The sequence below is a fragment of the Roseovarius sp. MS2 genome, from assembly GCF_051447875.1.
GTDB classification, from domain to species: domain Bacteria; phylum Pseudomonadota; class Alphaproteobacteria; order Rhodobacterales; family Rhodobacteraceae; genus Roseovarius; species Roseovarius mucosus_A.
The window spans coordinates 2,169,884-2,195,111 of record NZ_JBKHVF010000001.1 but is presented as its reverse complement, the minus strand read 5'-3'; the positions used below and the strand labels follow the sequence as shown (position 1 = coordinate 2,195,111).

Sequence of the window (25,228 nt, the reverse complement as noted above, 5' to 3'; positions counted from 1 at the left end):
TTTATATCAGATACTTGAGCATAGATCTGCAAAGGCGCGACACGCGCAGCGCGCCAAGAATGCCGCACAAGACCTGCACGACATCGCATCCACACTGCACTGCCAAGAACAGGGTGCCACGAACACGGTGACGCAGCCGCACAAAACCCCCGGTCGATGACCGGGGGTATTACGCATTAAAATACGCGCCCTAGGCGGCGTATGCCGGGGCTATTGCGCCTGCGCGACCGCAAATCCAGTAAAGCCACCCATGCCAAGGTCGGCCATTTCGGTGAGCGCGCCCGTACCCAGATCGACGGCATACAGCCCGGCCGTCTCTGCACCCTCGATTTGCAGGATAGCATAGGCCATGTCCTTGCCCTCTTCGGGCGACACGATGTCAAAGCCGCCCCAATCAGACACGTCCACGGTTGCACCCTCGATGCTCAGATTTCCAACGCTTGCCAGTTCACCGGCATTGTTCGCCAATGTGACCAGCGCATTCGCGCCTGCGTCCAGCGCGTATTGTGCTGTCGACCCGGCCTTGGTGCCCGCAATTGCATTGGTATAGGCATTTGCAAAGATCACGGGGTCAGACCCCGCAGACATATCGCCCGCGACGTAGAAAGCATCGGTAAAGCGGCGAACAGAGTTGGCGCGCTCGTCGTTATCGCCAAAGCCTTGCGGAAAGTAGACCAGATTGGAACCATCGGCCCCGACCGCGCGCACCGCGTCGATCTGATTGTTGAAATCAAATGCCACGGCACCCTCAGCGATCACCGCATCCGCCATAAAGGTTGCCCCCAGATCCGTGAGTTTCCCCGACGCCGGATCGACCTCGTAAATCGCCCCATCCGCATAGCCCAGAAGCTGGCCGGTCACCGGGCGATACGCAATCGCACGCAGTGGCATTTCAAGCGCGTAGGTCTCGACCGTGCCGGGCTGGGCAAGGTCCGCCATTGTGACAAGCGTGCCGCCATCCTGAGCCAGCGCGTAGCCTCGCAGACCCGCATGGTCATCGGCCTGCGCGGCAGAGCCAAGCGAGAATGCGACGGCGGTCAGGGCAAAAGTGGTCTTGAACGACATGAAATAGGTCCTTTCTGCTTGCATTGGGCCGCCCAATGCGGACCAACTTGCGAAAGCCACGACTCGACAGGAACAGAAGTTTCAGGGCGTGGAAAATTTTTTGAGATTGGGTCAGAACGATCGCCACGAATCCCAAGACTACGCCCCTAGGGTCCGCGACAAGCGGTGCTGATCCCCGCTCTTCCACGGGTGCGGGGAACACAGCCGAGGATCTTGAGCACATGATTTCCCGGTGTGCACTCGGGGATCGTGTTGCCTTTGCGGCGCTTTATGATGCCACGAGTGCGAAACTTTATGCGGTCTGCGCCCGTGTCTTGGGTCAGGATCATGCCGCCGAGGACGCGATGCAGGACGCTTACGTCAAGATATGGGCCCATGCCGGGCGTTACCGCGTCACCGGGCATTCGCCGATGACGTGGCTCATCACGATTGCGCGTAACACTGCAATTGACCGGCTCAGGGCGCGGCGGCAGCACCGTGATATTGAAGAGTATCACGAGGGGATCGCCGCACCGGGGGGCAATCCCGAACAGGTGGCTCTCGCGCGCTCAGAGGCGGGACGTATTCAACGATGCCTTGAAGAGCTGGAACAAGAGCGGCGGCAGGCCATCACCGGCGCTTATCTGGACGGTCTCAGCTATGCCGAATTAGCCGCGCGTGCGGATATTCCCCTCAACACCATGCGCACCTGGCTCAGACGCGGGCTCGCGGCCCTGCGGGAGTGTATGACCCGATGACCGATCCCATGGATGATGATGACATGCTGGCGGCAGAATATGCGATTGGCCTGCTCGCGGAAGAGGCACAAGAGGCGGCGCGCATGCGCATCGCCACTGACCCCGTCTTTGCCGCACGGGTGCTGGACTGGGAGAGGCAGCTTGCACCATTGGCCGATCTCGATCCGGTTGCGCCGCCCGCAAGGGCGCGGGGCGCGCTTTTGCAGCGGCTCTTCCCCGAGCCTGCGCGCGTATCGCTCTGGCAGCGTCTTGGGTTTTGGCAGGTGCTGAGCGGCGGGGCTATCGCGGCTGCCGTTGCGCTCGCGGTGCTCGATTTGGGGCCGCAGACACAGCCCACCGGTGGCCCACTCTACGCGGCGGAAATCGCCACGGACGCGGGCGATTTCCGGGTCATCGCATTGGTAGACAAGGTACGGGATGAGGTCGTTCTGACACGCACCGCAGGGGCCGCACCTTCGGGACGCATCCTGCAGGTTTGGGCGCATGGTCCGGGAGAGCCGGCACAATCCGTGGGCCTTTGGCCGGATGGCGAGAGCATCGCACTGGCGCTTCCGCCCGAGATTGCGGCGGTACGCGGAACGCTGACTTTGGGCATTTCCGAAGAACCACCGGGCGGCTCGCCAACAGGCAGACCCTCCGGGCGCGTCTTTGGCACCGTCGATATTCCAGGCGTCACTGCTGTGCCGTGACGGGCCGTCGCATTCATGCAAAGGTCTGCGAAATCAAATAGCGGACAGGCCACTTTCAAATCCGCTTGTCGGGGGTCTGCCCGATATGATCAAGTGAAGTTCGGAAAATGACCCCGGTCGCAGCCTCGATACGGCGACCCTTGGGATGAAAGTGGAGACAAGACATGAACCTTGCGCGACTGGCCTCTGAGGCGGCAGAACGGGGGCATCCCGTGCGGGTGGGGCTTATTGGCGCGGGCAAGTTCGGCTCGATGTTCCTTAGCCAAGTGCCGACCATCGCGGGGCTTGAGGTGACGGCGATTGCGGATCTTGACCCTGACCGCGCCAAATCAGCCTGCGCCGCAGTCGGTTGGGACGAGGCCCGCATCGCCAACACCGCCTATATTGACGACGGCGCAGCACTTGCCGCCCGGGACGATGTCGATGTGATGATTGAGGCCACCGGTAACCCGCGCGCCGGGATTATTCATGCGCGCGCTGCCATTGCAGGCGGCAAGCATGTGGTGATGGTGAATGTCGAGGCCGACGTGCTGGCAGGCCCCACGCTTGCCGCCGAGGCGCGCGCTGCGGGTGTGGTCTATTCTATGGCCTATGGCGATCAACCCGCGCTCGTGTCTGACATGGTCGATTGGGCGCGCGCCACTGGATTTCACGTTACAGCGGCGGGAAAGGGCACCAAATACCTGCCCGCCTATCACGCCGTGACCCCCGATGACGTGTGGTCGCATTATGGCCTGACCGCACAAGAGGCAGAAGCGGCGGGCATGAATCCGCAGATGTTCAACTCGTTTCTCGATGGCACCAAAAGCGCCATCGAAATGGTGGCGATTGCCAATGCCTGCGGTCTCGATGTCCCCGACAACGGCCTCAGCTTTCCCCCATGCGGCGTGGACGATTTGGCGCATGTGCTGCGCCCGCGTGCGGTGGGCGGGCAACTGGACCGGCGCGGCATGGTCGAAACCGTGTCGTCACTTGAGCGCGACGGGCGGCCTGTGTTCCGTGATCTGCGCTGGGGCGTCTATGTGGTGCTTGAGGCCCCCAATGACTATGCTGCGGCCTGTTTCAAGCAATACGGCCTGCCCACGGATTCCACTGGGCGCTTTGCGTCAATGTATAAACCCTTTCATTTGATCGGGTTGGAATTGTCGATCTCGGTCCTGAGTGCGGCCCTGCGCCATGAGCCAACGGGTCAAGCGCGCGAAATGCGCGGCACCGTGGCTTCGGTTGCCAAACGCGCGCTCAAGGCCGGCGAAGTGCTGGATGGCGAGGGTGGCTATACCGTCTGGGGCAAGGCGCTGCCGCTTAGCCGGGCGGGCGCGGCGTTGCCCATCGGTCTGGCCCATGGGGTGCGCGTGACGCGCGACATTCCGGCGGGGGCGGTGTTGATGCTCGACGATGTCGATCTGTCTGACAACGATGCCGCAGACCTCTACCGTGCCGCCATCGCGGGATGATCGCAGCGCGTAGGTAGCGATGCGTGGTGCAAAAGGGGCAGGCTCGGCGGTCGAAGGACCGCTGACAGTGACCCCGCATAGATTGGACGATGCACCAAACGTTTCCGCGACTGACAGAGTGAAGCGCGCAGTCGTAGTGTTAGTGTCTCCTTGCGAAACTGCTATTGCGGGTGCTGGTCACATCGCTTGTTTCATGGATTAACGAGACCACTTGCAAAACATTAAGCCGTCAGGCGCCCGGCACCTGGCAGCGAACGAGGCGTGGGGCGTGCAAGTCGTGGCACTGCAATCACGGCGCAGGTCAGGTGAGTTGAAAACCTTTTATGCAGAAAATCACGGAAAAGCAGGCCTGCCGCCACTCAGCGCGCAGACACTACCTTTCCGTTACACAACGTGACGGGGAACCCAATTAAGCACTGCGCGAAATGCCGGTTTTCTGCGCCTCAATAACCACCGACAGTCGGTTGCTGACGTTGAATTTCTGCATGATCTGCGTCATGTAATATTTCACCGTTTTTTCCGACAAATGCAGTTCATTGGCTATTTCTTTGTTCGATGCGCCCTGCATCAGATGCGCGATAATCTGATCCTCGCGATAGGACAGGCTTATGCTGTCTGATGCCTCTGCGCGTTGCTTGGGTTTGCGTGCATCACGCATGACCTTCAACGCAATGCAGGGCGAAATATACTCTTCGCCCAAAGCAAGCGAATCCAGAGCATGAAACAGTTCGCCCCCCGAGCTGCCCTTTACGACATAGCCCATAGCGCCGTTGCCCATCGCTTCGTTGCAATCCTCAAGCCGGTTAGAAGCGGTAAAGACAAGCAACCTAGGAGCGTCTCGTCTTCGCGTTATTTCAATGATTGACGCTTGGACGTCTCCCGGCATTTGCAGGTCGATGACCAATAGGTCCGGGGCATGAGCGCGAGCAATCGAAACGGCATCCTCTGCTGAACGCCCGGTTGCAACAATCTCGTACTTCCCAGTTTTCTCAATCAGATCTTCAAGTCCCGACAAAACAATCGGATGATCATCAACAAGTACAATACGTAATTTTTTCATATAAATTTTCCCCCGAGCCACATTGGGTCTGGCTGGTAGGCCCCAAGGCACATTCTTGCCACATTTCGCGTATCGCGCGAATCTTTTGTGAGTTTGGTCTAGGGGAAAACGCATCGTTTCCATTTTGGAAACAGGCCGCAGATTGCACTTCGGCCGGCTAAAGTACCTGAAAGCATAGGAAAATTACAAAAGATATCCCGACCGGATCTAATCCGGCCGAACGGGCTGTCCCGGCGGGGGTCGGTCAAATAACAATCGGTTAACAACTATAAGCTGCAAGAAATCGAAAGATTTCAATCTAAAGAGCGCATTTCCGACCAAAGTATAGGGCTCACTGAGACTTTAGTGTGGCCCCGATTCGGCCCTTTGGTCAGCAAAACGCCCGACTTACGGATTCGTAACGCTTCGTGCGCTCCACAACAATCAACTCACAAATTCGTGTTCAAAAAGTGGCGAAAAGTCGCCGTTTTCGGAAATCGCTTTAGCGCCAACCGTCGTGGCCGAAGGGCCTCAATCAGGAGATTTATCCATGGTCCATCTAAATACAAACGATCTTGCCCATATTCTCGAGCAGATCCGTATCGCAGAAGATCATTCCCGTCTTATTGCTGAAGGTGTCGATCCAGGGGCTGCATTGTCACAATTGGTATCCAGCCCGCTCATCCCCTATGGCCTGCGTACTGTTGATGGAAGTTTCAACAATTTCCAGCCGGGCATGGAACGTTTCGGCGCATCCGATCAGGTCATGACCCGTCTGTTGACCCCGGTCTATAATGCAGCCGAAGCGAACCCGCGCAACGGGGCCCCAACCAGCTATGATCAGGCGAATGGCACGGTCTACGACTCTCAGCCGCGCGTCATTTCGAACCTTGTGGCAGATCAATCGCTGAACAACCCAGCCGCAATTGCCGGGGCGCTTGCGTCTTTGGGGATCACCGGTGCGGCCCAGTTGAACATCGTGCGGGAGATCATGGCCGCACAACAAGCGGCACGAGATGCACGCGCAGCGGTTGAGGATGCCGAGGCGGCCTATCAAGCGCTTTATGATGCGGCCCAACAACAGGTGGACGACGCAGAGTCAGAATTAGCACTCGCGGGATCAGCATTGGCAGCAGCGCAAGAGGCTCTCAACACGGCTGAGGGCCTGCTGACAGTGGCACTGGCTGCTCAGGCAGACGCGCAAGCAGCGATCACCGCGCAACAGGCTGTTGTCGATACTGCGCGGGCAGCCTCTGATGCGGCAATGGCCGATAGCCTGGCCGCAGATGAAGCAGAAGCCACCGCATTGACGGCCCTCAATATCGCCACGGTGCAGCGCGCCTTGGCGCAACAGGCCGAGGCGGGCGCGTTGGCGGCCTATGGTGCTGATCCAAGCCCCGAGAATCTTCAGGCCTATCTCGATGCGCGAGAAGTTGCATCGGATGCAAACATCGCGTTCCTTCAGGCCGAGGACACGCATGAGGATGCAGTCACTGTCGCCACAGCCGCCAGCGCAGCCTTTACCGCAGCAAACCAGACCCTGATCGTGGAATTGTCCAATCTTTCAGGGCTTCAAGCAACGCTCGACGGAGCCGATGACGCGCTGGCAACGGCCCAAGCCGATGTTGACGCAGCCCAAGCAGCAGTAACCGAAGCTGAAACAGTCGACGCTGCGGCGCAGGCAGAACTTGACGAAGCCATTGCAGCGCGCGACGCGATCCCCACGGGCACAGATGCGACAGCTGCTGCTGTCGCCGCCGCCGATGCCGCCGATCAGGCCGTTCTGGATATGGTTGCCAGCCACGGGATCGAGATGGACGGCGATAACGTCTTTATCCGCAACATTGCCGCCGATCTTGGGGATACTGCGTCCTTCAATAGCTTTATGACGATTTTTGGCCAGTTCTTCGATCACGGTCTGGACCTGACCAGCAAAGGCGGCAACGGAAATGTCATCATCCAGTTGCACCCAGATGATCCGCTATATGTCGAGGGCAGCCCCACCAATTTCATGGTGCTGACCCGCGCCACCAATGACCCGGGCGCTGATGGTCTGATCGGTACGGCGGATGATGTCCGTGACCATGCCAACCAGACGACACCTTGGATCGACCTGAACCAGCTTTATACGTCAAACCCATCGCATCAGGTATTCTTGCGCGAATACGCCATGGTGGACGGGCGCCCCCAAGCTACCGGGCGGATGCTTGAGAGCGAGGCAGGCGGGCCGCCCACATGGGCCGATGTCAAATCGCAGGCGCGCGACCTATTGGGGATCGAACTGAGCGATCTGAATGCCGTGAGCGTGCCGCTTTTGGTTACCGACCTGTATGGCGAGTTTGAGCGTGGCGCAAACGGCTTGCCCCAGCTGATGACAGCGGATGGGCCAGTCGAAGGCAATCTTGCCAGTCCCATTGATGGCATGTCCGGTCTGTCCGCAGGACGCGCATTTTTGGATGACATCGCGCATAACGCAGTGCCGGGAACCTTTGTCGTAGACCGTTTCACCGGCGAGACCGCGCAAAAGACCCCGGATGCCGATGATGTTGCCGGAAATCCCATCATCCCGAATGAGTTTGGCCAAAACGCCACTTATGACAACGAGTTGCTGGATGCGCATTACATCGTCGGCGATGGACGCGGGAACGAGAATATCGCGCTAACCTCGATCCACACGGTTTTTCACGGAGAGCATAACCGTCAGATAGAAGAGATTCAGGAGACGCTGCTCTCTCAGGGGGCCACAGGCGAGATCGACATCGCATTTCTAAACCAGTGGCTGCTGGTGCCTGTCGAAGCGGGCTTTGATCCGGCATCATTGGTCTGGGATGGCGAGCGTCTGTTTCAGGCGGCACGCTTTTCAACAGAGATGGTTTATCAGCATCTGGTCTTCGAAGAATTCGTGCGCAGCGTGACGCCGCAGATCGATCCTTTCGTCTTTTCGAATTCAGTCGAAGTGGACGGGGCGATATTTGAGGAATTCGCGCAAGTCGTCTACCGCTTCGGCCACTCAATGCTGAACGAAACTGTGCCGCTGATGCAGTTGTCCCCCGAAGGCGTTGCAACGCCCGAAGAGGTGGGCCTGATTGAGGCGTTCCTAAACCCGATTGCGTTTGCGGAAGCCGGGGTTGATGCCCATGCCGCAGCTGGGGCAATTCTGCGCGGGATTAGCACGCAGGCAGGCAATGAGATCGACGAATTCATGACTTCGGCGCTGCGCAACAATCTTGTCGGCCTGCCGCTGGATTTGGCAGCATTGAACATCGCACGGGCGCGGGAAACCGGAATTCCCTCACTGAACGAGGCCCGGCGACAGTTCTTCGAGGCGACCAATGACACTTTCTTGCGTCCCTATGAAAGCTGGGCCGATTTCGCGGCCAATATAAAGAACCCGCTATCGGTCGTGAATTTCATCGCCGCCTACGGAACCCATGCCAGTGTCTTGGCCGCTGTCACAACAGAAGAAAAGCGCGAAGCCGCATGGGAAATCGTGTTTGGCGGGGATGGCGCACCCGAAGACCGTCTGGATTATCTCAACAGCACCGGCGATTGGGCGGATCTGGAATCGGGCCTGAACCGCGTGGATTTCTGGATTGGCGGTCTGGCCGAGGCCCTGATGCCATTCGGCGGGATGCTTGGCTCTACCTTCTCCTTTGTGTTCGAGATGCAGATCGAGAACCTGCAAGCGGGTGATCGTTTCTACTATCTCAGCCGGACGCAGGGTATGAACCTGCTGACACAGCTCGAAAGTGACAGTTTCGCCGACCTTATCGCGCGCAACACCAATACTGCTGATTTGGGTTTCCATGTGAACGGCGCAGCCTTTCAGACAGCGGATTACGTCATCGAGATGGATCAGTCCCGCCAGTATAACGAGGGGCTGGAGAACGCTGACCCGACGCGGGAGGCAGATGTTCTATCCGCCATCACCGGCACGCAATCTCTTGTCACCCGCCGCGATACAGACGGGGATGGCGATATCGACTTTATCCAGTTCCATGGGGGCGAGCATGTGGTTCTGGGCGGCACTGACGAGAATGATACGATCGTCGGCGGCGCAGGGGACGATGGCATTTGGGGCGGCGATGGTGACGACCGGATCGAAGGTGGGTTCGGCGTGGATCATGTTCATGGCGGCGCTGGCAATGACATCATCACCGATAGTGGGACTGATATCGGTGATGCTGACGTCCTTAAGGGCGAAGGCGGCGATGACGTGATCAATGGCGGCATGGGCATTGACCTGATCTTCGGCGGGTCGGGGTCCGACTTCTTGTCGGGTGGTTCCGAGGCCAAGGACATCTTCGGCGGCGAGGGCAACGACTTCATCCGTGCGGCCTCTGGTGGTGGCGGCGTTGTCTATGGCAATGAAGGCAACGACTGGATGGAAGCCCAAGGTTTCATGACCACACTGACGGGCGACAACTCAGAGCTTTTCTTCAACAGCCGAGTGATTGGCCATGACGTTATGCTTTCGGGGGAAAACGACACCGATTTCGACGCAGAGTCTGGTGATGACATCATGGTGCAAGGTATTGGCATCAACCGCAACAATGGCATGGCCGGATTTGACTGGGTCAGCTACCAAGGCAACAACTATGCCGCCGATGCGGATATGAATGTCGGGATTTTCGTCAATCAGCAGAACAACATACTTCGCGACCGTTACGACCTTGTCGAGGGGCTGTCGGGTTGGAATTATGATGACACATTGACGGGGCGCGAAGTCGTGGTTGGGGCCTATGACGCCAATGGCAACGCGACCCAAGTAGATGCAGATGCGCCGATTGCCAGCTTCTCGAACGCGCTGTTGGAGCGGAACGTTGATCTGATCAACGGGCTTCGTGAATTGGTGGCGCATCTTGAGCGCTTTGAGATCCGGCATCCCGACGGAACGACCGAGGAAGTTGAAGTTGGGGTTCTGAACACTGCGGCAGGCGAGGACATTCTGCTGGGCGGCGGTGGATCCGACTTGATACGTGGCATGGCGGGCAACGATATCCTGGACGGCGATCGGTATCTAAATGTCCGTATCGGTTTGCGCGACGAAAATGGCGCAGAGTTCGCCACGGCGGCGGGCATGACGGCGCAGGTGTTTGGTCTGGATGGTAGCCTGCTTTTCGGGGGGGCGACGGTTGAGTCGCTGATGTTCAGCCGCACGCTTACACCGGGTCAGTTGTTTATCATCCGCGAGATCATTGATGGTGGGCAAGCCGATGATATTGACACGGCGGTCTATTGGGACCTGCGCGAAAATTACGAGGTCACTGACAACGGCGACGGCAGCTATACGGTCACACATCTGCAGGCAAGCGCGGAACTGATTGATCCCGTTACTGGAATCGACCTGAGCCTTGATCCGCTGACGGGACGGCGGCTGGAACAAGAAGGCAGCGACCGGCTGACCAATATCGAAGTATTGCGCTTTGCTGATGGCGATATCGCCATTGAACTGGCGGCGCTGAACGATGCGCCTGTGACCGGTGCGCCGGTCCTGTCGGATCAGAGCCCGACCGAAACTCAGGGGATCACGGTTGATCTTTCCGCCATCGCTGACCCGGACGGCATTGCGAGTATCGCGGTGCAATGGCAATCATCGTTGGATGGTGGGGCGACATGGACCGATATTCCTGGCGCTACTGGGGTTGGCTACACCCCACCTGCGGCAGCGACGGCCGCGCAACCTATCCTGCGCGTGGCTGCAACGGTGACAGACCTGAACGGCAATGTGTCGATCGTTGTGTCTGCGGCATCGGATGTAGTGGGTGACGTGATCAACGGTACTGGTGGTGCAAATACCTTGAACGGCGGTTCGGGCGGCGATCTGATCGATGCGGGTGGCGGAAACGATACGGTCAATGCAGGGGCTGGCGATGATGTGATCGTGTGGAATGCATCTGGCAACGGATTTCTCGGTTTGGGAGCCGACGGTCGCGATGTGGTAAACGGCGGCACGGAAAGCTTGATTGGCGACACTTTTGTCGTCAACGGCACGGATCTTGCGGAAACCTATCGTGTCTATTCCGCAGCGGCTTGGGTTGCCTTGGGCGGGGCTCGCCCCCTTGAGGCGGGAACCGAGATCGTCATCACCCGCAACGGGACAGCTAATGGGAACGTCATTGCCGAACTGCAAGAAATCGAAGAGATCGTTATCAACACCAATGGCGGTGGTTTCTTCAGCGACAATGATCAGGTGCTCATCATTGGTGACTTCAGCCCGACCAACCTCTCTTTTAACACGATCACGATAAACGGTGGCGCGGGCGACGACGTTGTCGACATCACGGGGCTGGACTCGGCGCATCGCATCCTGTTCCGCACGGCGGGCGGCAATGACATGGTTGTCGGCACGCTGCGGGCGCAAGACGTCATTGAGGCACCCGCCGGGGTCGATCCGGCCAGCTATGCGGCAAGTTTCGACGAGTTGACAGGCCTTGTGACGCTAACGGCGGAAGGATCGACAATTACCTTCAGCGGAGAACCGGACTCGCTTCCTCAGGTCGTGACGGCAAGTGAGGTTGAGCACGGCGATGATGACGATGACGACGACGACGATCACGACAGCCATCACGATGAAAACAATCACGACACGGTGGATGACGAAGCGACAGACCCCACCCAACCAGAATCCGTAGCAAGCTTTGTCTCCGGCACGGCGGAAGCGGATGATCTCACCGGGACCGATGGTGCCGAACTGATCCTTGCCGGTGACGGAAACGATGTCGTCGACGCGGGAAGCGGGGATGATATCATCGAAGGCGGGAATGGGTCTGATGTGCTTTTCGGCGGCGATGGGAACGATACGTTCCTGATCAACCATGATGGCGCGACAGACTTTGTTTTCGGGGGCTTGGGGCAGGATATCATCGACCTCACCGGCCTGAGCGCCAGGGCCGAGATTACCCTGGACAGCCTGAGCTCGTTGGGTTCTATCCGTATCGGAAACACCTTTGATCGCATTTCCTCGATAGAGGATGTGATCGGTGGCAGCGGAAACGACACCATTATCGCAGGCGAGTCCGAAAACAATCTGGCTGGCGGCGCGGGCAATGATACCTTCCGCTTCGACACGGCATCGGCGGCGGATGGCGACTTCATTCATGACTTTGCTCCCGGCGATCGGATTGATCTGTCTCGGATTGACGCGGTCACAGGGCAACTGGGCAACCAATCCTTCACGCTGATGAACGAGGGGGATCCGATTGGCGCAGGAAGTCTTGTGCTGAGTGAACTGTCAGACGGTGTCACAAACATCGCGGGTCACCTCGATGATGACGGCAGCGCCGACTTCACGCTCAAAGTCCGCAACTCTCAAAGTCTTTCGGCAGACGATTTCAATCTCTGATCCGGCTCGCCGACCCCTGTTCTACCGACGGGGGTCGGCTCCTTCCCATTCTCTCCGCACAGAGCAGGACAGACCATGGCACAACCACGTTCCCAATCCGACATCCGCAAGACGCTCAAGGCCAAGCACATGATCGGGCGCGACCTGAAGGCCTACGGCCTTTGGATATTCATGATCTCTGGAGTGATCAACATTCTGGCCCTAACCGGTTCTGTTTACATGATGCAAGTCTACGACCGCGCCCTGACCAGTGGTTCGATAGAGACCCTTGCGTTCTTGTCGGTACTGGCAATCGGTCTGTTCTTCTTTCATGGGGCTTTCGATGCCTTGCGATCCAAGATCATGGTCAGGTTGGGCGCGCGGATGGATCGTCGCCTTGCGCCGCTGACCCACAAGTTGGCCATTGAAATGCCACGCTACGGGTTTTCGACGACTGAGGCGCTTGAACGCGGTCGACAGGTGGATACCCTGCGCAACTTTCTGGCCAGCCCGGCACCCGCGGCGATGTTCGACCTGCCTTGGATGCCTATCTTCCTGATTTTTGTCTTTCTTCTGCATCCGGTTCTGGGTTCTGTCGCTTTGGGTGGCGCTGTGGTTCTGACCCTTTTGACCGTGATTGCCGAGCTGCGTTCGCGCAATCTGGCACAGGCGGCGCAGAGGTCCATGATCGCGCGAAACACGGCGGCAGAATCTAATGCCCGCAACGCGGATGCCATGATTGCAATGGGGATTGTCGAGCGTGCCGTTGGGCGGTTCAACCGGCTGAATGATGACCATCTGGCCATTCAGGCCCGCAACTCCGAGATTTTATCGACCATTTCCGCCTTTTCGCGGGTTCTGCGGATGATATTGCAATCTGCTCTGCTTGGCCTGGGGGCCTATTTCACAATTCAAGGACAGTTGTCTGCTGGCGCAATAATCGCAGTCTCTGTTGCCTCTGCCCGCGCCTTGGCACCCATTGACCAAGTCATCGGCAACTGGCGTGGCATCGCAGGTGCGCGGCACGCGTATGTTCAACTGCGTGACACGCTTTCCGCATTGGGCGAAGAAGAGAAGCAGTTGATGGATTTTCCCCGCGCCACTGACAACGTGACGATCGAAGGCTTGACGGTCGCCTCGCCCGCGACCGGGCGCATCCTTTTGGCCGATGTCAGCCTTGAGTTGAAGGCGGGGCAGGCTCTCGCCATCGTTGGGCCCAGCGGGGGTGGAAAATCTACGTTGCTGCGCGCCTTATCCGGTGTTTGGCAGCCATTGCGTGGCAACGTCCGCTTTGACGGGGTTAGCCTATCGCAAATCGCACCCCATAAGCGGGGCGATTTGATCGGCTATCTGCCGCAAGAGGTAAGCCTGTTCGACGGCAGTATTCTTGAAAACATCAACCGCTTCAGTGAAGACAGAAACACGACCGCTGTCTACGAAGCCGCTACCACCAGTGGTGTGCATCGCATGATCGTGGACATGCCCGATGGCTATGACACGCAAGTGGGCAGCCACGGCACCGCGCTATCGGCAGGACAGCGGCAGCGGATCGGTCTGGCGCGGGCGCTTTATGGCAATCCGTTTGTGGTCATTCTAGACGAGCCAAACGCCTCGTTGGACGCTGCTGGCGAGAAGGCATTGAACGATACGATCAAGGCTATCCGTGACCGCAATGGGATCGTTATTGTCGTAGCCCACAGGCCGAATGTATTGACCGCTGTTGACATGCTGGCCGTCGTGCAAAACGGGAAATTGGTGGCCTTTGGCACCAAGGAAGAGGTGTTGGGCAACAATTCGGGTCGGGTCGTACCGCCCACCGATCTCGTTGGTGACGTGCGAGCGCAAGCGGCGGTCGATCTGGCCAAGCACAAGGCCAGCAAGACCGGAGCGGTGCCCGCATGACACATGCCATCAGAACAACACACCATGCATCCTCGAATGCCGAGGCTGCGCCATCACGGGCCAGTTTTGAGGATAAAGATCAGACCGAAGGGTTTGGCGTGCGCGGCCTTGCAATTCTTTTCATTGGCTTTGCCGTTTATCTCAAGACCCTTTTCTCAGCCTCGCCTGCCGAAGATGCCACCGCTTTGGAGGATCCGGCTGTGCCGCCCGGTTCCGAGAGCGCGCAGGACATAGCCGCACAAACCGCGACCGCAGCGCGTGTCGATGGCAATGACCCAGCAGATACTTTGTCGGATGCGATTGGCGATCTGCCCACGCTGGCCACATTCGGGGCCTCCGGGCAAACTGGTCGTGGCGCATCGCTGGATCGTCAAGGCGGCGGAAGCATTGAAGCTGATCCGTTCACTGTCGACATGTCTGGCCTTGTGCCAAATGCTCAGGCGCCATTCGGCGGACGTGATGCTTTTTCGGGACCCGGTCTGCCAACTGATACCGGACCACTGGCACCGAGAGGTACAGACCAAGACACCTCAGCGCCACCGCCGAACACAACGAACGATCCAACTCCACCCGCCACAGCGCAGTCTTATGATCTTGCAACGCTATTTCAGGATTTGGGCATTGCCCTGCAAGACCGGCCCGATATCACCGTAGACCGTGTCACGGACTTGGCCATCGGGGATCTTATGCGCGACCTGACCTTGGATGAGTTTCGCAGCAATCTAGGGCAGCTTCCGCAAGACATTGGCGCGCCTCTTAATCGGCTCATAAACGTTCTGAACGACGACGCGTCGCGTGAGGCCTTTCTGGTTCGCACTGGGCTGGCACAGGATGCCACGCTGGACGCGAGCTACCGCTCGGATGACTTTGATCCACACCAATCCACCACCAGCGCTCAGGCCGACAGCGGCCCGGACCTGTTCCTCTAATTTCAGCAATGGAGCCTGCGCTCATGACATTCGCATCGACATTTGAACACGATACAGGTCGCAGCCCCCAAGACGAATTCGGGGTCGTGCGTCAACTTCTGATGGCCGGCGTTCTTGGTCTCGCGCTTATCGGAGGTTTTGGCGGTTGGGCCGTCTACGCCCAACTCAATTCGGCCGTGATCGGACGCGGCGCAATCAAGGTGGATCGGGAGCTTCGGCTGGCACAGCACCTCGAAGGTGGGATGCTTGCGGAAATCCTGGTAAAGCCGGGGGACCGCGTTGCTGCGGGCGACATCATGATGCGCCTTGATACGGTTGAATTGGAAACTGCCATCGCCGTACGGCGTGCGCAGCTTGCGGATATGTCAGCGCAGGCTGCACGATTTGCCGCTGAACGCGATGGTCTTATCATGATTGATAGCGGGTCAGAACCGCAAGACGCCATGACCCAAGAGCTGTTCGCCAGCGAGGCACTGCTGTTGCGGCAATCGCAACAAGAGCGCGCGACCACGCGGGCGGCGCTCGGTCTTCGCCGTGAACGACTGCAGCACGAGACGGCTGGTCTGGTGTCGCGCCAAGCCTCAATTGGTAGCCAGCTTTCTCTCGCACAAGTCGAGCTGGAGCGTACCCGCACTCTGGTCGAGCGCGGCTCTTTTGCGCCAAGCCAGTTAATGCAGATCGAAAGTGAAACCCTCCGGTTAGCGGGCGAACAGAGTGAGATCGCCTCTTTGATTGCGCAGAATAGCGCGCAAGTTGAAGAGATCACGCTGGAAATCGACCGCATCCAAAGCACGGCCGCGCTCGAAGCACATCGCAGCCTGCGCGAGATCGAGCCACGCCTCATGGAGCTGCGGCAGGAAATAACCGCGCTGGAAACGCGCTTGTCTCGTAGTGTGATCCGCGCGCCAGAGGCCGGAATCGTGAACGAGGTGCCCGTCAACACCGTGGGTCAGATCATTGCGCCCGGGGAAACCGTGGTAAAACTGGTCCCGGAGGGTGCCGACTTGGTGATCGAGTTCCAGATCAGCCCAACCGATATTGACCAGATCACCATCGGACAAGAAGCACGATTGAAATTCTTGTCTTTTAATCAGCGGACCACGCCAGAGATTCTCGGCATTGTCACGCATGTGGGCGCCGCCAGCCAGTTGGACCCAAACAGCCGGGCGGAATACTTTCTCGCCCAGGCCCTGCCCGTCAAGAATGACGCCTTGCCCGAAGGAACGGCGCTCATGCCGGGGATGCCCGTCGAGGTCTACGTCAAAACCGCCTCGCGAACACCGGCCGACTTCTTCCTTCAACCAATCCGTGACAGTTTTCGCCGCGCAATGACCGAAGAATGACACCAAGAGGAGGCTCTTTGCTCCTCACGACACGGCACGAAACTTGGTGACGGAATTCGTTGATTACCATAGGCTTCGGGATAAGGAGAAACGAGTAATGAGTTTCCGGACCATGGTAAACACAACAGACATTCTTTCTAGTCAGGGCTTTCCTGCAAAAATTTGGCAATTCCTTCGCCATATTTGGAGCGGTCTTTCCCTGCTGACCCAGTTCATGATCCTTGTAGCGGTTACAGTGCTCTTTATCTCGGCGATCTCGAACAAGGCTATCAAACAGATCGCAGCCACAAGCCTCATTGAAAGCTCTCTCGAAGTCGAACAGGCAATGGCAAGAAGCCTTGTCTTGCCGGTGCTTGGCCAACAGCCCCTTGTCGGTGATCTTGAGAACGAGGTGGAGACGATGCTTCGGAATGTCGTCACCCGGCATCTCAATCCGCGCTATATCAACAAGATCAAGCTTTGGGGTGTAGACGGTCGGCTCCTGTTCGACTCGGACCAAGAATATGTCGCAGCCGACACGCTAGATCCCACGGTTCAGCGCGTTCTGGAAGGCGAAACCGTTATTGTCTCCAACGATACCGAACTTCACGAAAACATCACGAATAACGTCAGTGGCGACCTTGTCTATGAGGTATACATGCCGCTGCTGTCTCTGGATGGCAAGCTGATCGCCGTTCTCGAGGCCTATTGTAGCTCTGACCTATTGGCGTCGCGCATTCAGGCGACACTCAAGAAAATCGATCAGATGCGGTTTGGCGTGTTGTTTTTAGGCATGCTGCTTCTGGCCGCTTTGGTCTTCTATGCTCAAAAGCATATCCAGCGCCAAGAAAATCAGCTGCTGGCCAGCATGCGTGCCACTGAAAATCTCGCACAGAGAAATCGCGAATTGCTAAAGCAATCCGAAGATATTCGCCGCCGGTCCTCTGAGGCCAATGAGCATCTCCTCAACCATATCGGCGCAGAATTGCATGATGGGCCAATTCAGCTTCTGTCCATTGCCGCTCTTTATCGTGGGCAGGCGGACATAGAGAGGCTGGACAACCCTCTTCAAGAAAAAGCCCAGCACCTCTTTCAGAAAGCGCTTCAAGAATTGCGCAATATCTCCATCGGTCTGATTTTGCCCGAACTTGAGGATGCATCGTTGTGCGAAGCCGTGTGCAAGGCTGTCGAAGCTGTCAAACAGGATTGGGACATGACGATCGAGTTGGAAATATCTCCAACCGATTGTCATCTTCCGTTGCCACAACTGGTGGTCGCTTACCGCGTTGTCTACGAGGCGTTGAACAACGCCTGGAAACATGGGACCAGTTCGGCCAGCAAGGTGACACTGTCTATCAGCAGTCGTCAGTTCGATATCAAAGTTTTCAACCTCGTCACGCCAAGCGCCTGTCAGGTAGCGAATGAAGCGCCCGAAATACGAAAATTCCCGCATTACAGCGTGGGTATGATCGGAATGCAAAAACGTGTGCAGGGGATCGGCGGCATTTTACGAGTTGTAGAGACTGATGGCGGAGTGCTTGTCCATGTGACGGCTCCGATCCTGGAACCTGACGCATCAGAGACAGATCTAGGCGGCACCTGAGCGAGAGCGGCACAGGTCATTTCTAGAGGGCCGGGGCGTTTGGGGTTGTTCTCTCCCTGAGTGATCCTGTGCTTGCGTCGAGCTTAGGCTGGATCAAATAGTCCCGCCCGTGGCTGTCCCCTATGACGTTGCCCCCAACTTTTATCCAGCGTGAGCGAGACTCCGGGTTTGAGTTTTGCCGTTTTCGGCGGATTGGGCAACGGGGTCTGGCGCGGAGCTTTGCGTATTGCGCAGCGTCAGGCCCCGTTGCGGGGTGAAGGTCTGTGCGAACTCGGCGGGCGTTTGCCAGCCGAGGCGGGAATGGGGGCGTTCGGTGTTGTAGTCCTTGCGCCAGGCGGCCAGCGTGACGCGAGCATGGTTCAGGGACGGAAACAGGGTCTCGTTCAACAGCTCATCGCGTAGTCGACCGTTGAAGCTTTCGATGAAGGCATTCTGGGTCGGCTTGCCTGGCGCGATGTAATGCCAGTCGATCTTGCGGTCATCGGCGAACGTCAGGATCGCGTTCGAGGTGAACTCGGTCCCATTGTCGCTGACCACTGTTCCGGGCTTTCCACGGGCCTCGAACAGCGTCGCCAGTTCACGCGCCACTCTGGCCCCGGACAGCGAAGTGTCGGCGATGAGCGCGAGGCATTCGCGGGTGCAGTCATCGACCACGGTTAGGATTCTGAACCGGCGGCCATCCGTCAGTTGATCGGATACGAAGTCCAACGACCAGCGCTGGTTCGGCATCAACGGCAACACCATCGGGGCCCGTGTTCCCATGGCACGTTTGCGCCCACCGCGACGGCGCACATGCAGCCGCTCTTCGCGGTAGATGCGGAACAGCCGCTTGTGATTGACCTCATGGCCCTCACGCCGCAAAAACACATGCAGACGCCGATAGCCGAACCTGCGGCGAACTCGTGCCAGTTCCTTCAGCCTCTCCCGCAGCGCGGGATCATCCTGCCGGATCGCCTCATAGCGCATCGTCATCCTGCAGCAGCCGATGACCCGACACGCCCGCCGTTCGCTCATCCCGTGGCCTTCCACAAGATGTGCGACCGCTTGCCGCTTCGCGGCGGGCGTCACCATTTTTTTCCGAGCAAGTCTTTCAGAGCCGAGTTGTCCAACATGGCGTCGGCGAGCAGCTTCTTCAGCTTCCCGTTCTCATCCTCAAGCGCCTTCAGACGCTTCGCCTCACTGACATCCATGCCGCCATACTTGGCTTTCCATTTATAGACAGTTGCATCGCTGACACCGTGCTTGCGGCACAGATCGGCCACGGAAATACCCGCCTCATGCTCTTTCAGGATGCCAATGATCTGATCTTCGGTAAATCTGCTGCGCTTCATCTCTGGTCCTTTCGGTTGGGCCAGAGTCTATCTCAAACTGGATTAGATGCAGGGGGCAACGTCAGATGAGCCTAAAGATGTTGAGGCACATCCAAATGCTTTAGCAGACTAAGATGTCAGCTGAAGGTTTAGAAAACCGAGAAGAGAACACGATGAACAATCAGGAAGAGCCGACGCTGTCCATTCTAGTGGTCGATGACCACAAGCTAGTGTCAGAAGCAGTCGCAAACTTCTTATCAAGCTCAAGCGATTTCAACGTCGCCTTGTGCAACTCTTTCCAAGAGGCAGAAAGTTTTATCAAAGAAAATGGGCCAATTGACGTCGTGCTACTTGATCTCGTCATGCCAGACATGAAGGGCATGGATAGCATTGCGTCGATTATAAAGCTTAATGAGCCGGGAGCCGTCGTTCTTTTCTCCGGAACCGCTAATCCCCATGACCTTAACGCGGCGTTAGAGCTTGGGTGTATGGGCTTGATCCCTAAAAGCCTACCGCTCAAATCTCTCGAAAGCGCCATACGCCTCGTGTCCACTGGCGAGGTTTTTGTTCGCGCATCTCAGAATGAGCCTAGTGCCAAAGGAAGCACGGAGTCATTTACGGAACGTGATTTGCTGGTGCTAAGTAAAATCGCAGAGGGCAAAACGAACAAGGAAATAGCCTGGATGATCCAAGTGTCAGAGGTTAGCGTTAAATCCTATGTTCGGAAAATCTGCATGATATTGGGTGCAACCAATCGGGCAAGCGCCGCCGTCAGAGCAAAACAACTCGGTATAATCTGAGGTCATTCTAGTCTCCTCCTTCTACGGCTTAGGCGTAGGGGGGTTATGGGCGCTCATCCGGAGCATGGTCTCATTACACGATGCAATCAGAGGAGCGCAGCCGCACCCCGCCGTGCGGTGCCCGAAGGCCAGTGATCCCAGCAGCGCCAGACTGGTTTACGGCCAGATCAGCATCAATATACGCCTCCTGCGGCAGCATCAGGGCGGTCGCCAAAGTGAACGCCTTGGCGGGCTTGCGGGTGTTATGGCTTTGGCGTCATCAGAAACGACAAAGCCCGCGCGAGGTGCACGGGCTGGGTCGGACACGATGCATGCGCGGCATTTTTAGAACGCGGCCTGTCGACGACACCCGTTGACGCCCTCATGACACGGAAACTGTCAGTTTACTCATCTGCCCCGCGAAATCGCGCCCAATGCCGATATCAGAGCGTCCGCGTCCATGGGCCCAACATCGAGATGCGTCACCATACGTATGCGTCTATTCCCGACAACGGTCACTGTCACGTTCTTTTCCCGCAATAGCCGCGATGTTTCACGGGCATACGGCGCCTGTGGGTCAAGATCGGCGATCACGATATTCGTCTCGACCGGCATCACGCTGGCAATTATCGGAAGATCCGCAAGGCGCGCGGCAATGGATTGCGCGAGCAAATGATCCTCTGCCAAGCGTACGACATGGTGATCAAGCGCATAAAGACACATGGCGGTCAAGACACCAGTCTGGCGCATGGCACCGCCCCAACGCCGTTTCAGGAGCCACGCCTCTTCCACAAAGCCCCTTGAGCCTGCGAGCACTGCCCCGACCGGACAACCGAGCCCTTTGGTGAAGGCGATCCACGCGCTGTCAAATCCGCGCGCAAAATCGCGTGCGGGAATGCCGGTTGCGACCTGAGCATTCAAAAGCCGTGCCCCATCGAGATGTGTCGCAAGCCCCGCCGCTTTCGCGGCCGAGGCCACGGTATTCAACTGGTCCAGCGGCCAAATCGCACCGCCCGCAAGGTTTGCGGTCTGCTCGGCAACCAAAAGGCGGCTGCGTGGGGCATGGGCGGAGCGTGGGCGGATGGCGTCGCTCAGCTGTTCTTGCGTCAACATTCCACGCTTGCCATCGACCGGATGCATCATGACGCCCGAAAGCGCGGCTGGCCCCCCACTTTCAGCAAAGATGATATGGCTTTCACGGGTGCAAATCACCTCGTCACCGGGGCTGGTATGCACCGCGATCGCAATCTCGTTGCACATCGTACCCGAAGGCAGAAAAACTGCCGCTTCCATACCAAGCATGTCAGCGACCCGCGCGCATAGCTCCAACGTTGATGGATCTGCATCGTGCCGTTCGTCGCCCAGCGGGATATCAAGAGCGGCTTCACGCATGGCACGCGTTGGCCGGGATTGTGTGTCGGAATAGAAATCGTGCATTGAGCCCGCCATTTCGGTGAAGAGATTTTGAGGTACATAGCGTTTTACGGCACCGTGTCGACGGGAATGCACAACAGCTTGGGGGCGCGACAGAAAAGGCCGGTCCATCTGGACCGGCCTTTCCCTGCATTCATGTGGCGGTGATCAGTCGGCGCCGCGGATCACCTTGTTGGGATCAACAAACCGTTTTTGCACCAGCCAGACACCGATGGCCACGCTCAGGCCGATGGCGTCGGTGAACCACCCTTGGGCGATCATCGACAGCGCGGCGATCAGCAGGACAGCGCGCAGCGGCATCGAAAGCAGACCAAAGAACCAACCCTGCACCGCCGAGGACAGCAGGTAGATCCCGAACAAGGCCGAGATGACGACATGGATGATCTCGAACCAGCTGCCCTCCATGAGCAATGCGGGCGACGAGAAGAACATGAACGGCACCACAAAGGCGGCAAGCCCGATGCGGAAGCTTTCCACGCTGGTCTTCATCGGGTCAGACTGTGCAATCGCGGCCCCGGCATAAGCGGCAAGGGCCACGGGCGGGGTGATCGCGGACATGACCGCATAGTAGAAGATGAAGAAATGCGCGGTCAGGGGCGGGATGCCCAGTTGCACCAGACCCGGCCCGATCACGCTCGCCGCCACCGCATAGGCCGCAGTGGTCGGCATGCCCATCCCGAGAATGATCGACACGATCATGGCAAAGAACAGCGCGATTGCTTGGTTCTGGTCGGCCAGCCCCAGCAGCATCGAAGAAAAGCGCGTGCCGATCCCCGTCAAGGCGATCACACCCACGATCACCCCTGCTGCGGCACAGACAGCCACGAGTTGCAGCGTCATCTTGGCCGCGATCTCGAAGGCAAAGAGGATCTGGCGCGGGCCCATCGGATAGGGGGTTAGCCAGCTCACCACTGCGGCCGAGGCCATCCCCAAGGTCCCTGCCCGGATCACGGAATAGCCCATGAACAGCGCCCCGATCAGGATGAAGATCGGCAGGAACAAAAAGGCTTGGCGGGCCAGCTTGTCAAAGCGCGGCAGCTCCGAGCGGGGCAAGCCCTTCATCCCGAACTTTTGCGCCGCCAGATCGACGTTAAAGTAGATCGAGGCGAAGTAGAGCATCGCCGGGATGATGGCTGCGGTCACGATCTCTGCATAGGGGATGCCCGTGATTTCGGACATGATAAAGGCCCCGGCGCCCATGATCGGCGGCAGAATCTGCCCACCCGAAGAGGCGGCAGCCTCGACGCTGGCGGCGGTTTGCGGCTTGTAGCCGACCCGCTTCATCAGGGGGATCGTCAGCGAGCCGGTGGCCACCACGTTGCCCGCCGAGGTTCCATTGATCATCCCCATCAGACCCGAAGAGAAGACTGCCACCTTGGCCGGACCACCGCGCGCACCACCAGCCACGGCAAAGGCGAAGTTCACGAAATACTCGCCGACGCGGCTGGCTTGAAGAAAGGCGGCGAAGGCCACGAAAAGGATGATATAGGTCGAGGAAATCGCAGTTGTTGGCCCTAGGATACCCTGATCTGTATACACATAGCTGAAGAAACGGGTCATCGAATAACCGCGATGCTCCAGAATACCCGGCAGCCATGGCCCGACAAAGGCATAGAGCACGAAGATCGACGCGATGATGACAAGGGCTAGGCCTGCCAGACGCCGCGCCAGTTCAAGGATCAGCACGGTCCCCGCAAGGGCTGCGTACATGTCGGCCGATTTTGCCAGCGCCGTGCCGCCGCGCAGACGCAAGAAGGGGGCGTGATAGATCAGATACATCGCCACTGTGATGGCGGCCAGTGCCAGAAACAAATCAGCGATATCAAAGGTTGCGCGTCGGCGGTCGGGCCAGAACCAACCCACCACAATCAGCCAGAAGGTGCCAACAACCAAGGGCAGGCCAAAAGTCATGGAATAGGCATTGGCGGCGGCCGCCTGATCGACGGCCATGCCGGTGGTCCAGAACAGCGCGGCCTGACCAAAGGCCAGCGCAACAAGGGCGGCACCCGGCAACACAGCCAGAAGGCGGCGCGGGTCTGCGGTGCCGCTCCGTTCCTCCGAGAACAGGGTCGACGAAAACAGCAGGAAGCCAAGCGCAAGCCCGCCACCGACATGGATCAGACGATATCGCCAAGGCTCTGTCAGGTCGACCGAACCGATGCCAAGCAAGTCTGTTAATCGGTCATGCAGGCCGTTCATCACACCCACATGGAACAGGGTATAGGCGATACAGAGAATCACCGCGATCTTTGCAGCAAGACCGACGGGCTTGCGTTGATTGGATGTGTAGATTTCCGCATCCACCCCATCGGCAATGCTGGCTTGGTTCTGAGCAGCCGTGTCCTGCTGCGCCTTTTCTGTTTGCGTGGTCATGAAAAATTGCCTCTGGCAAGAGGTCCAACCCATAGCGGGGGCCCGGACGAAAATTGGCGGCCCTTGCGGGCCGCCGCCCGTTCTAAAACTGTCGGCTTAGCGCAGGGTGTCGGGAATGGTGATCCCGATCTCCTCGAAATAGCGTACAGCACCGGGGTGGAAGGGCATGAAGGTGTTCTTGTCCCAGTTCTCGCTCAGCGTTTCTTTTGCTGCGGCGTGAATCTGGATCATGCGGTCAGAATTGCCCATGGCGAGCTTGGTGATCTCATAGGCCAGGCTTTCGGGCATGTCTTGATGCGCGATGGCAAAGTTCCACAGGGCGACGGTGGGCTGGTCATAATCATGACCGGCATAGGTGCCCGCCGGGATCGTCAGGGGGGCCATCGCCGGATAGGCGGCCAGAACCTTGGGCAGTTCTTCCTCACTCAGGCCGAACATCACCACATCCTGGCTCGCGGCCAGTTCGGCAAAAGCCGAAATCGGCATGCCTGCGGCAAAGGCGAAGGCGTCGATCAGACCATCCTGCAACTGGCCTGCGGCGTCAGATGCGCCAGCATTGGATACAGTCGCTTCCACGTCGAGGGCTTGCATGAACAACGGCCAATAGGTGCCGGGTGTGCCGCCTGCCGGACCAACCGACACGCGCTTGCCTGCCAGATCGGAGACCGAGTTGATCCCCGAGGATTTCAGCGCGATAACCTGAAACGGGGTCTGATACATCGGGAAAAGCGCGCGGATCGACTTATGCTCCAGACCGGGGGCCAGTTCCGATTTGCCGTTCCATGCATCATAGGCGGGGCCCATAGTCACCAGACCCATCAGGTGGTCGCCGGTTTCCACCAGTGTCACGTTCTGAACCGGGCCGCCGGTCACTTCGCCAGTCGCCGCAACGCCGAGCGTTTCAGCGATATAGCTGGCAAAGCCGTTGCCATAGACGAAATAGGTGCCGCCTTGGCTGGCGGTGCCGATGGTCATGCTGTTGGGCCAATCGGAACGATCCTGTGCGCCTGCTGCTGCACCGAATGCGATGGTTGCCGCGGCCGTCAGGGCCGCGAGAGTACGTAATGGCATGTGACTCCTCCCAGAGTTCAACAAGGTGATCGTTGTCTTGCTTTTGCACCGCCGCCGTTGCTTCATGGCGGGGTTAGCAGCAATAAAGCGGTTTTCCGAAAGTCATCAACCTATTTCAAAGGAGGCCGCGCAGATAACGGGCCTCAAATTGGCGTGATGGGTGTAAAAGGGGACATTGGACCAAAAAAGCGTTACGA

The 25,228-nt window shown here is 58.2% G+C and carries 16 protein-coding genes and 1 pseudogene; 9 read left to right on the top strand and 8 right to left on the bottom strand.

Going from position 1 to position 25,228, the window contains the following annotated elements; genetic code table 11:
* Positions 1-210 precede the first annotated feature (210 nt).
* Entirely contained in the window at positions 211-1,065 is an 855-nt protein-coding gene (locus ACLGGT_RS10735) for a DUF4394 domain-containing protein (protein WP_081507717.1), read from the bottom strand.
* A gap of 221 nt (positions 1,066-1,286) precedes the next feature.
* Here ACLGGT_RS10735 and ACLGGT_RS10730 point away from each other — a divergent pair, with 221 nt between their 5' ends.
* The 3 genes from ACLGGT_RS10730 (at position 1,287) to ACLGGT_RS10720 (ending at position 3,945) form a co-directional block, all read left to right on the top strand.
* The gene (locus ACLGGT_RS10730) at positions 1,287-1,802 is read left to right on the top strand and encodes a sigma-70 family RNA polymerase sigma factor (RefSeq protein ID WP_081507716.1); all 516 of its coding nucleotides are present in this window, start codon (positions 1,287-1,289) and stop codon (positions 1,800-1,802) included.
* On the top strand, positions 1,799-2,491 hold the full coding sequence (locus tag ACLGGT_RS10725; RefSeq protein ID WP_437196043.1) for an anti-sigma factor: 693 nt from the start codon (positions 1,799-1,801) through the stop codon (positions 2,489-2,491). The genes ACLGGT_RS10730 and ACLGGT_RS10725 overlap by 4 nt, the downstream gene beginning before the upstream one ends.
* A gap of 164 nt (positions 2,492-2,655) precedes the next feature.
* Positions 2,656-3,945, top strand: a complete 1,290-nt coding sequence (locus ACLGGT_RS10720; RefSeq protein ID WP_437196041.1) for an NAD(P)H-dependent oxidoreductase — start codon at positions 2,656-2,658, stop codon at positions 3,943-3,945.
* A gap of 409 nt (positions 3,946-4,354) precedes the next feature.
* Here ACLGGT_RS10720 and ACLGGT_RS10715 read toward each other — a convergent pair whose 3' ends face one another.
* Positions 4,355-5,005 (bottom strand): LuxR C-terminal-related transcriptional regulator, encoded by a 651-nt coding sequence (locus ACLGGT_RS10715; protein WP_198385530.1) that lies wholly within the window; start codon positions 5,003-5,005, stop codon positions 4,355-4,357.
* A gap of 529 nt (positions 5,006-5,534) precedes the next feature.
* On the opposite strand from ACLGGT_RS10715, the gene ACLGGT_RS10710 reads away from it, so the two are divergent.
* The 5 genes from ACLGGT_RS10710 (at position 5,535) to ACLGGT_RS10690 (ending at position 18,064) form a co-directional block, all read left to right on the top strand.
* Positions 5,535-12,329, top strand: a complete 6,795-nt coding sequence (locus tag ACLGGT_RS10710; protein WP_437196039.1) for a peroxidase family protein — start codon at positions 5,535-5,537, stop codon at positions 12,327-12,329.
* Between the two features lie 75 nt (positions 12,330-12,404).
* Entirely contained in the window at positions 12,405-14,210 is a 1,806-nt protein-coding gene (locus tag ACLGGT_RS10705) for a type I secretion system permease/ATPase (protein ID WP_081507711.1), read from the top strand.
* Complete coding sequence (locus ACLGGT_RS10700) at positions 14,207-15,139, top strand: hypothetical protein (protein ID WP_437196038.1); 933 nt, start codon at positions 14,207-14,209, stop codon at positions 15,137-15,139. The genes ACLGGT_RS10705 and ACLGGT_RS10700 overlap by 4 nt, the downstream gene beginning before the upstream one ends.
* Positions 15,140-15,162: 23 nt before the next feature.
* A complete protein-coding gene (locus ACLGGT_RS10695) occupies positions 15,163-16,482 on the top strand; it encodes an HlyD family type I secretion periplasmic adaptor subunit (protein ID WP_437196036.1) in 1,320 nt (439 codons plus the stop codon).
* 97 nt (positions 16,483-16,579) lie between these two features.
* A complete protein-coding gene (locus ACLGGT_RS10690; protein ID WP_437196034.1) occupies positions 16,580-18,064 on the top strand; it encodes a sensor histidine kinase in 1,485 nt (494 codons plus the stop codon).
* A gap of 141 nt (positions 18,065-18,205) precedes the next feature.
* Here the strand turns inward: ACLGGT_RS10690 and ACLGGT_RS10685 are convergent.
* Together ACLGGT_RS10685 and ACLGGT_RS10680 are read right to left on the bottom strand one after the other, a co-directional pair.
* Positions 18,206-19,144, bottom strand: a pseudogene (locus ACLGGT_RS10685) (IS3 family transposase); the annotation flags it as partial.
* Positions 19,129-19,395, bottom strand: coding sequence for a transposase (locus tag ACLGGT_RS10680; RefSeq protein ID WP_437195341.1), 267 nt, complete (start codon positions 19,393-19,395; stop codon positions 19,129-19,131). The pseudogene ACLGGT_RS10685 and the gene ACLGGT_RS10680, both read right to left, overlap by 16 nt.
* Positions 19,396-19,547: 152 nt before the next feature.
* On the opposite strand from ACLGGT_RS10680, the gene ACLGGT_RS10675 reads away from it, so the two are divergent.
* Positions 19,548-20,174, top strand: coding sequence for a response regulator transcription factor (locus ACLGGT_RS10675; RefSeq protein ID WP_037298058.1), 627 nt, complete (start codon positions 19,548-19,550; stop codon positions 20,172-20,174).
* Positions 20,175-20,247: 73 nt separating this feature from the next.
* Here the strand turns inward: ACLGGT_RS10675 and ACLGGT_RS10670 are convergent, their stop codons facing one another.
* From ACLGGT_RS10670 to ACLGGT_RS10655, 4 genes are all read right to left on the bottom strand, one after another.
* The gene (locus tag ACLGGT_RS10670; RefSeq protein ID WP_422002749.1) at positions 20,248-20,388 is read right to left on the bottom strand and encodes a hypothetical protein; all 141 of its coding nucleotides are present in this window, start codon (positions 20,386-20,388) and stop codon (positions 20,248-20,250) included.
* Positions 20,389-20,561: 173 nt separating this feature from the next.
* Positions 20,562-21,590, bottom strand: coding sequence for a threonine aldolase family protein (locus ACLGGT_RS10665; protein ID WP_437196031.1), 1,029 nt, complete (start codon positions 21,588-21,590; stop codon positions 20,562-20,564).
* A gap of 144 nt (positions 21,591-21,734) precedes the next feature.
* Positions 21,735-23,960 carry a TRAP transporter permease gene (locus ACLGGT_RS10660; RefSeq protein WP_050775770.1) on the bottom strand — a complete coding sequence of 742 codons (2,226 nt, stop codon included), beginning with the start codon at positions 23,958-23,960 and terminating at the stop codon, positions 21,735-21,737.
* A gap of 96 nt (positions 23,961-24,056) precedes the next feature.
* Positions 24,057-25,031, bottom strand: coding sequence for a TAXI family TRAP transporter solute-binding subunit (locus ACLGGT_RS10655; RefSeq protein ID WP_219436196.1), 975 nt, complete (start codon positions 25,029-25,031; stop codon positions 24,057-24,059).
* Between the last annotated feature and the right edge of the window lie 197 nt (positions 25,032-25,228).

Excerpts from the sequence above, each read along its gene's own strand:
- ACLGGT_RS10700 (WP_437196038.1), top strand. The coding sequence starts at position 14,207 with ATGACACATGCCATCAGAACAACACACCATGCATCCTCGAATGCCGAG.
- ACLGGT_RS10690 (WP_437196034.1), top strand. The coding sequence starts at position 16,580 with ATGAGTTTCCGGACCATGGTAAACACAACAGACATTCTTTCTAGTCAG.
- ACLGGT_RS10720 (WP_437196041.1), top strand. The coding sequence starts at position 2,656 with ATGAACCTTGCGCGACTGGCCTCTGAGGCGGCAGAACGGGGGCATCCC.
- ACLGGT_RS10675 (WP_037298058.1), top strand. The coding sequence starts at position 19,548 with ATGAACAATCAGGAAGAGCCGACGCTGTCCATTCTAGTGGTCGATGAC.
- ACLGGT_RS10725 (WP_437196043.1), top strand. The coding sequence starts at position 1,799 with ATGACCGATCCCATGGATGATGATGACATGCTGGCGGCAGAATATGCG.
- ACLGGT_RS10715 (WP_198385530.1), bottom strand. The coding sequence starts at position 5,005 with ATGAAAAAATTACGTATTGTACTTGTTGATGATCATCCGATTGTTTTG.
- ACLGGT_RS10730 (WP_081507716.1), top strand. The coding sequence starts at position 1,287 with ATGATTTCCCGGTGTGCACTCGGGGATCGTGTTGCCTTTGCGGCGCTT.
- ACLGGT_RS10655 (WP_219436196.1), bottom strand. The coding sequence starts at position 25,031 with ATGCCATTACGTACTCTCGCGGCCCTGACGGCCGCGGCAACCATCGCA.
- ACLGGT_RS10710 (WP_437196039.1), top strand. The coding sequence starts at position 5,535 with ATGGTCCATCTAAATACAAACGATCTTGCCCATATTCTCGAGCAGATC.
- ACLGGT_RS10695 (WP_437196036.1), top strand. The coding sequence starts at position 15,163 with ATGACATTCGCATCGACATTTGAACACGATACAGGTCGCAGCCCCCAA.
- ACLGGT_RS10660 (WP_050775770.1), bottom strand. The coding sequence starts at position 23,960 with ATGACCACGCAAACAGAAAAGGCGCAGCAGGACACGGCTGCTCAGAAC.
- ACLGGT_RS10665 (WP_437196031.1), bottom strand. The coding sequence starts at position 21,590 with ATGCACGATTTCTATTCCGACACACAATCCCGGCCAACGCGTGCCATG.
- ACLGGT_RS10705 (WP_081507711.1), top strand. The coding sequence starts at position 12,405 with ATGGCACAACCACGTTCCCAATCCGACATCCGCAAGACGCTCAAGGCC.
- ACLGGT_RS10735 (WP_081507717.1), bottom strand. The coding sequence starts at position 1,065 with ATGTCGTTCAAGACCACTTTTGCCCTGACCGCCGTCGCATTCTCGCTT.
- ACLGGT_RS10680 (WP_437195341.1), bottom strand. The coding sequence starts at position 19,395 with ATGAAGCGCAGCAGATTTACCGAAGATCAGATCATTGGCATCCTGAAA.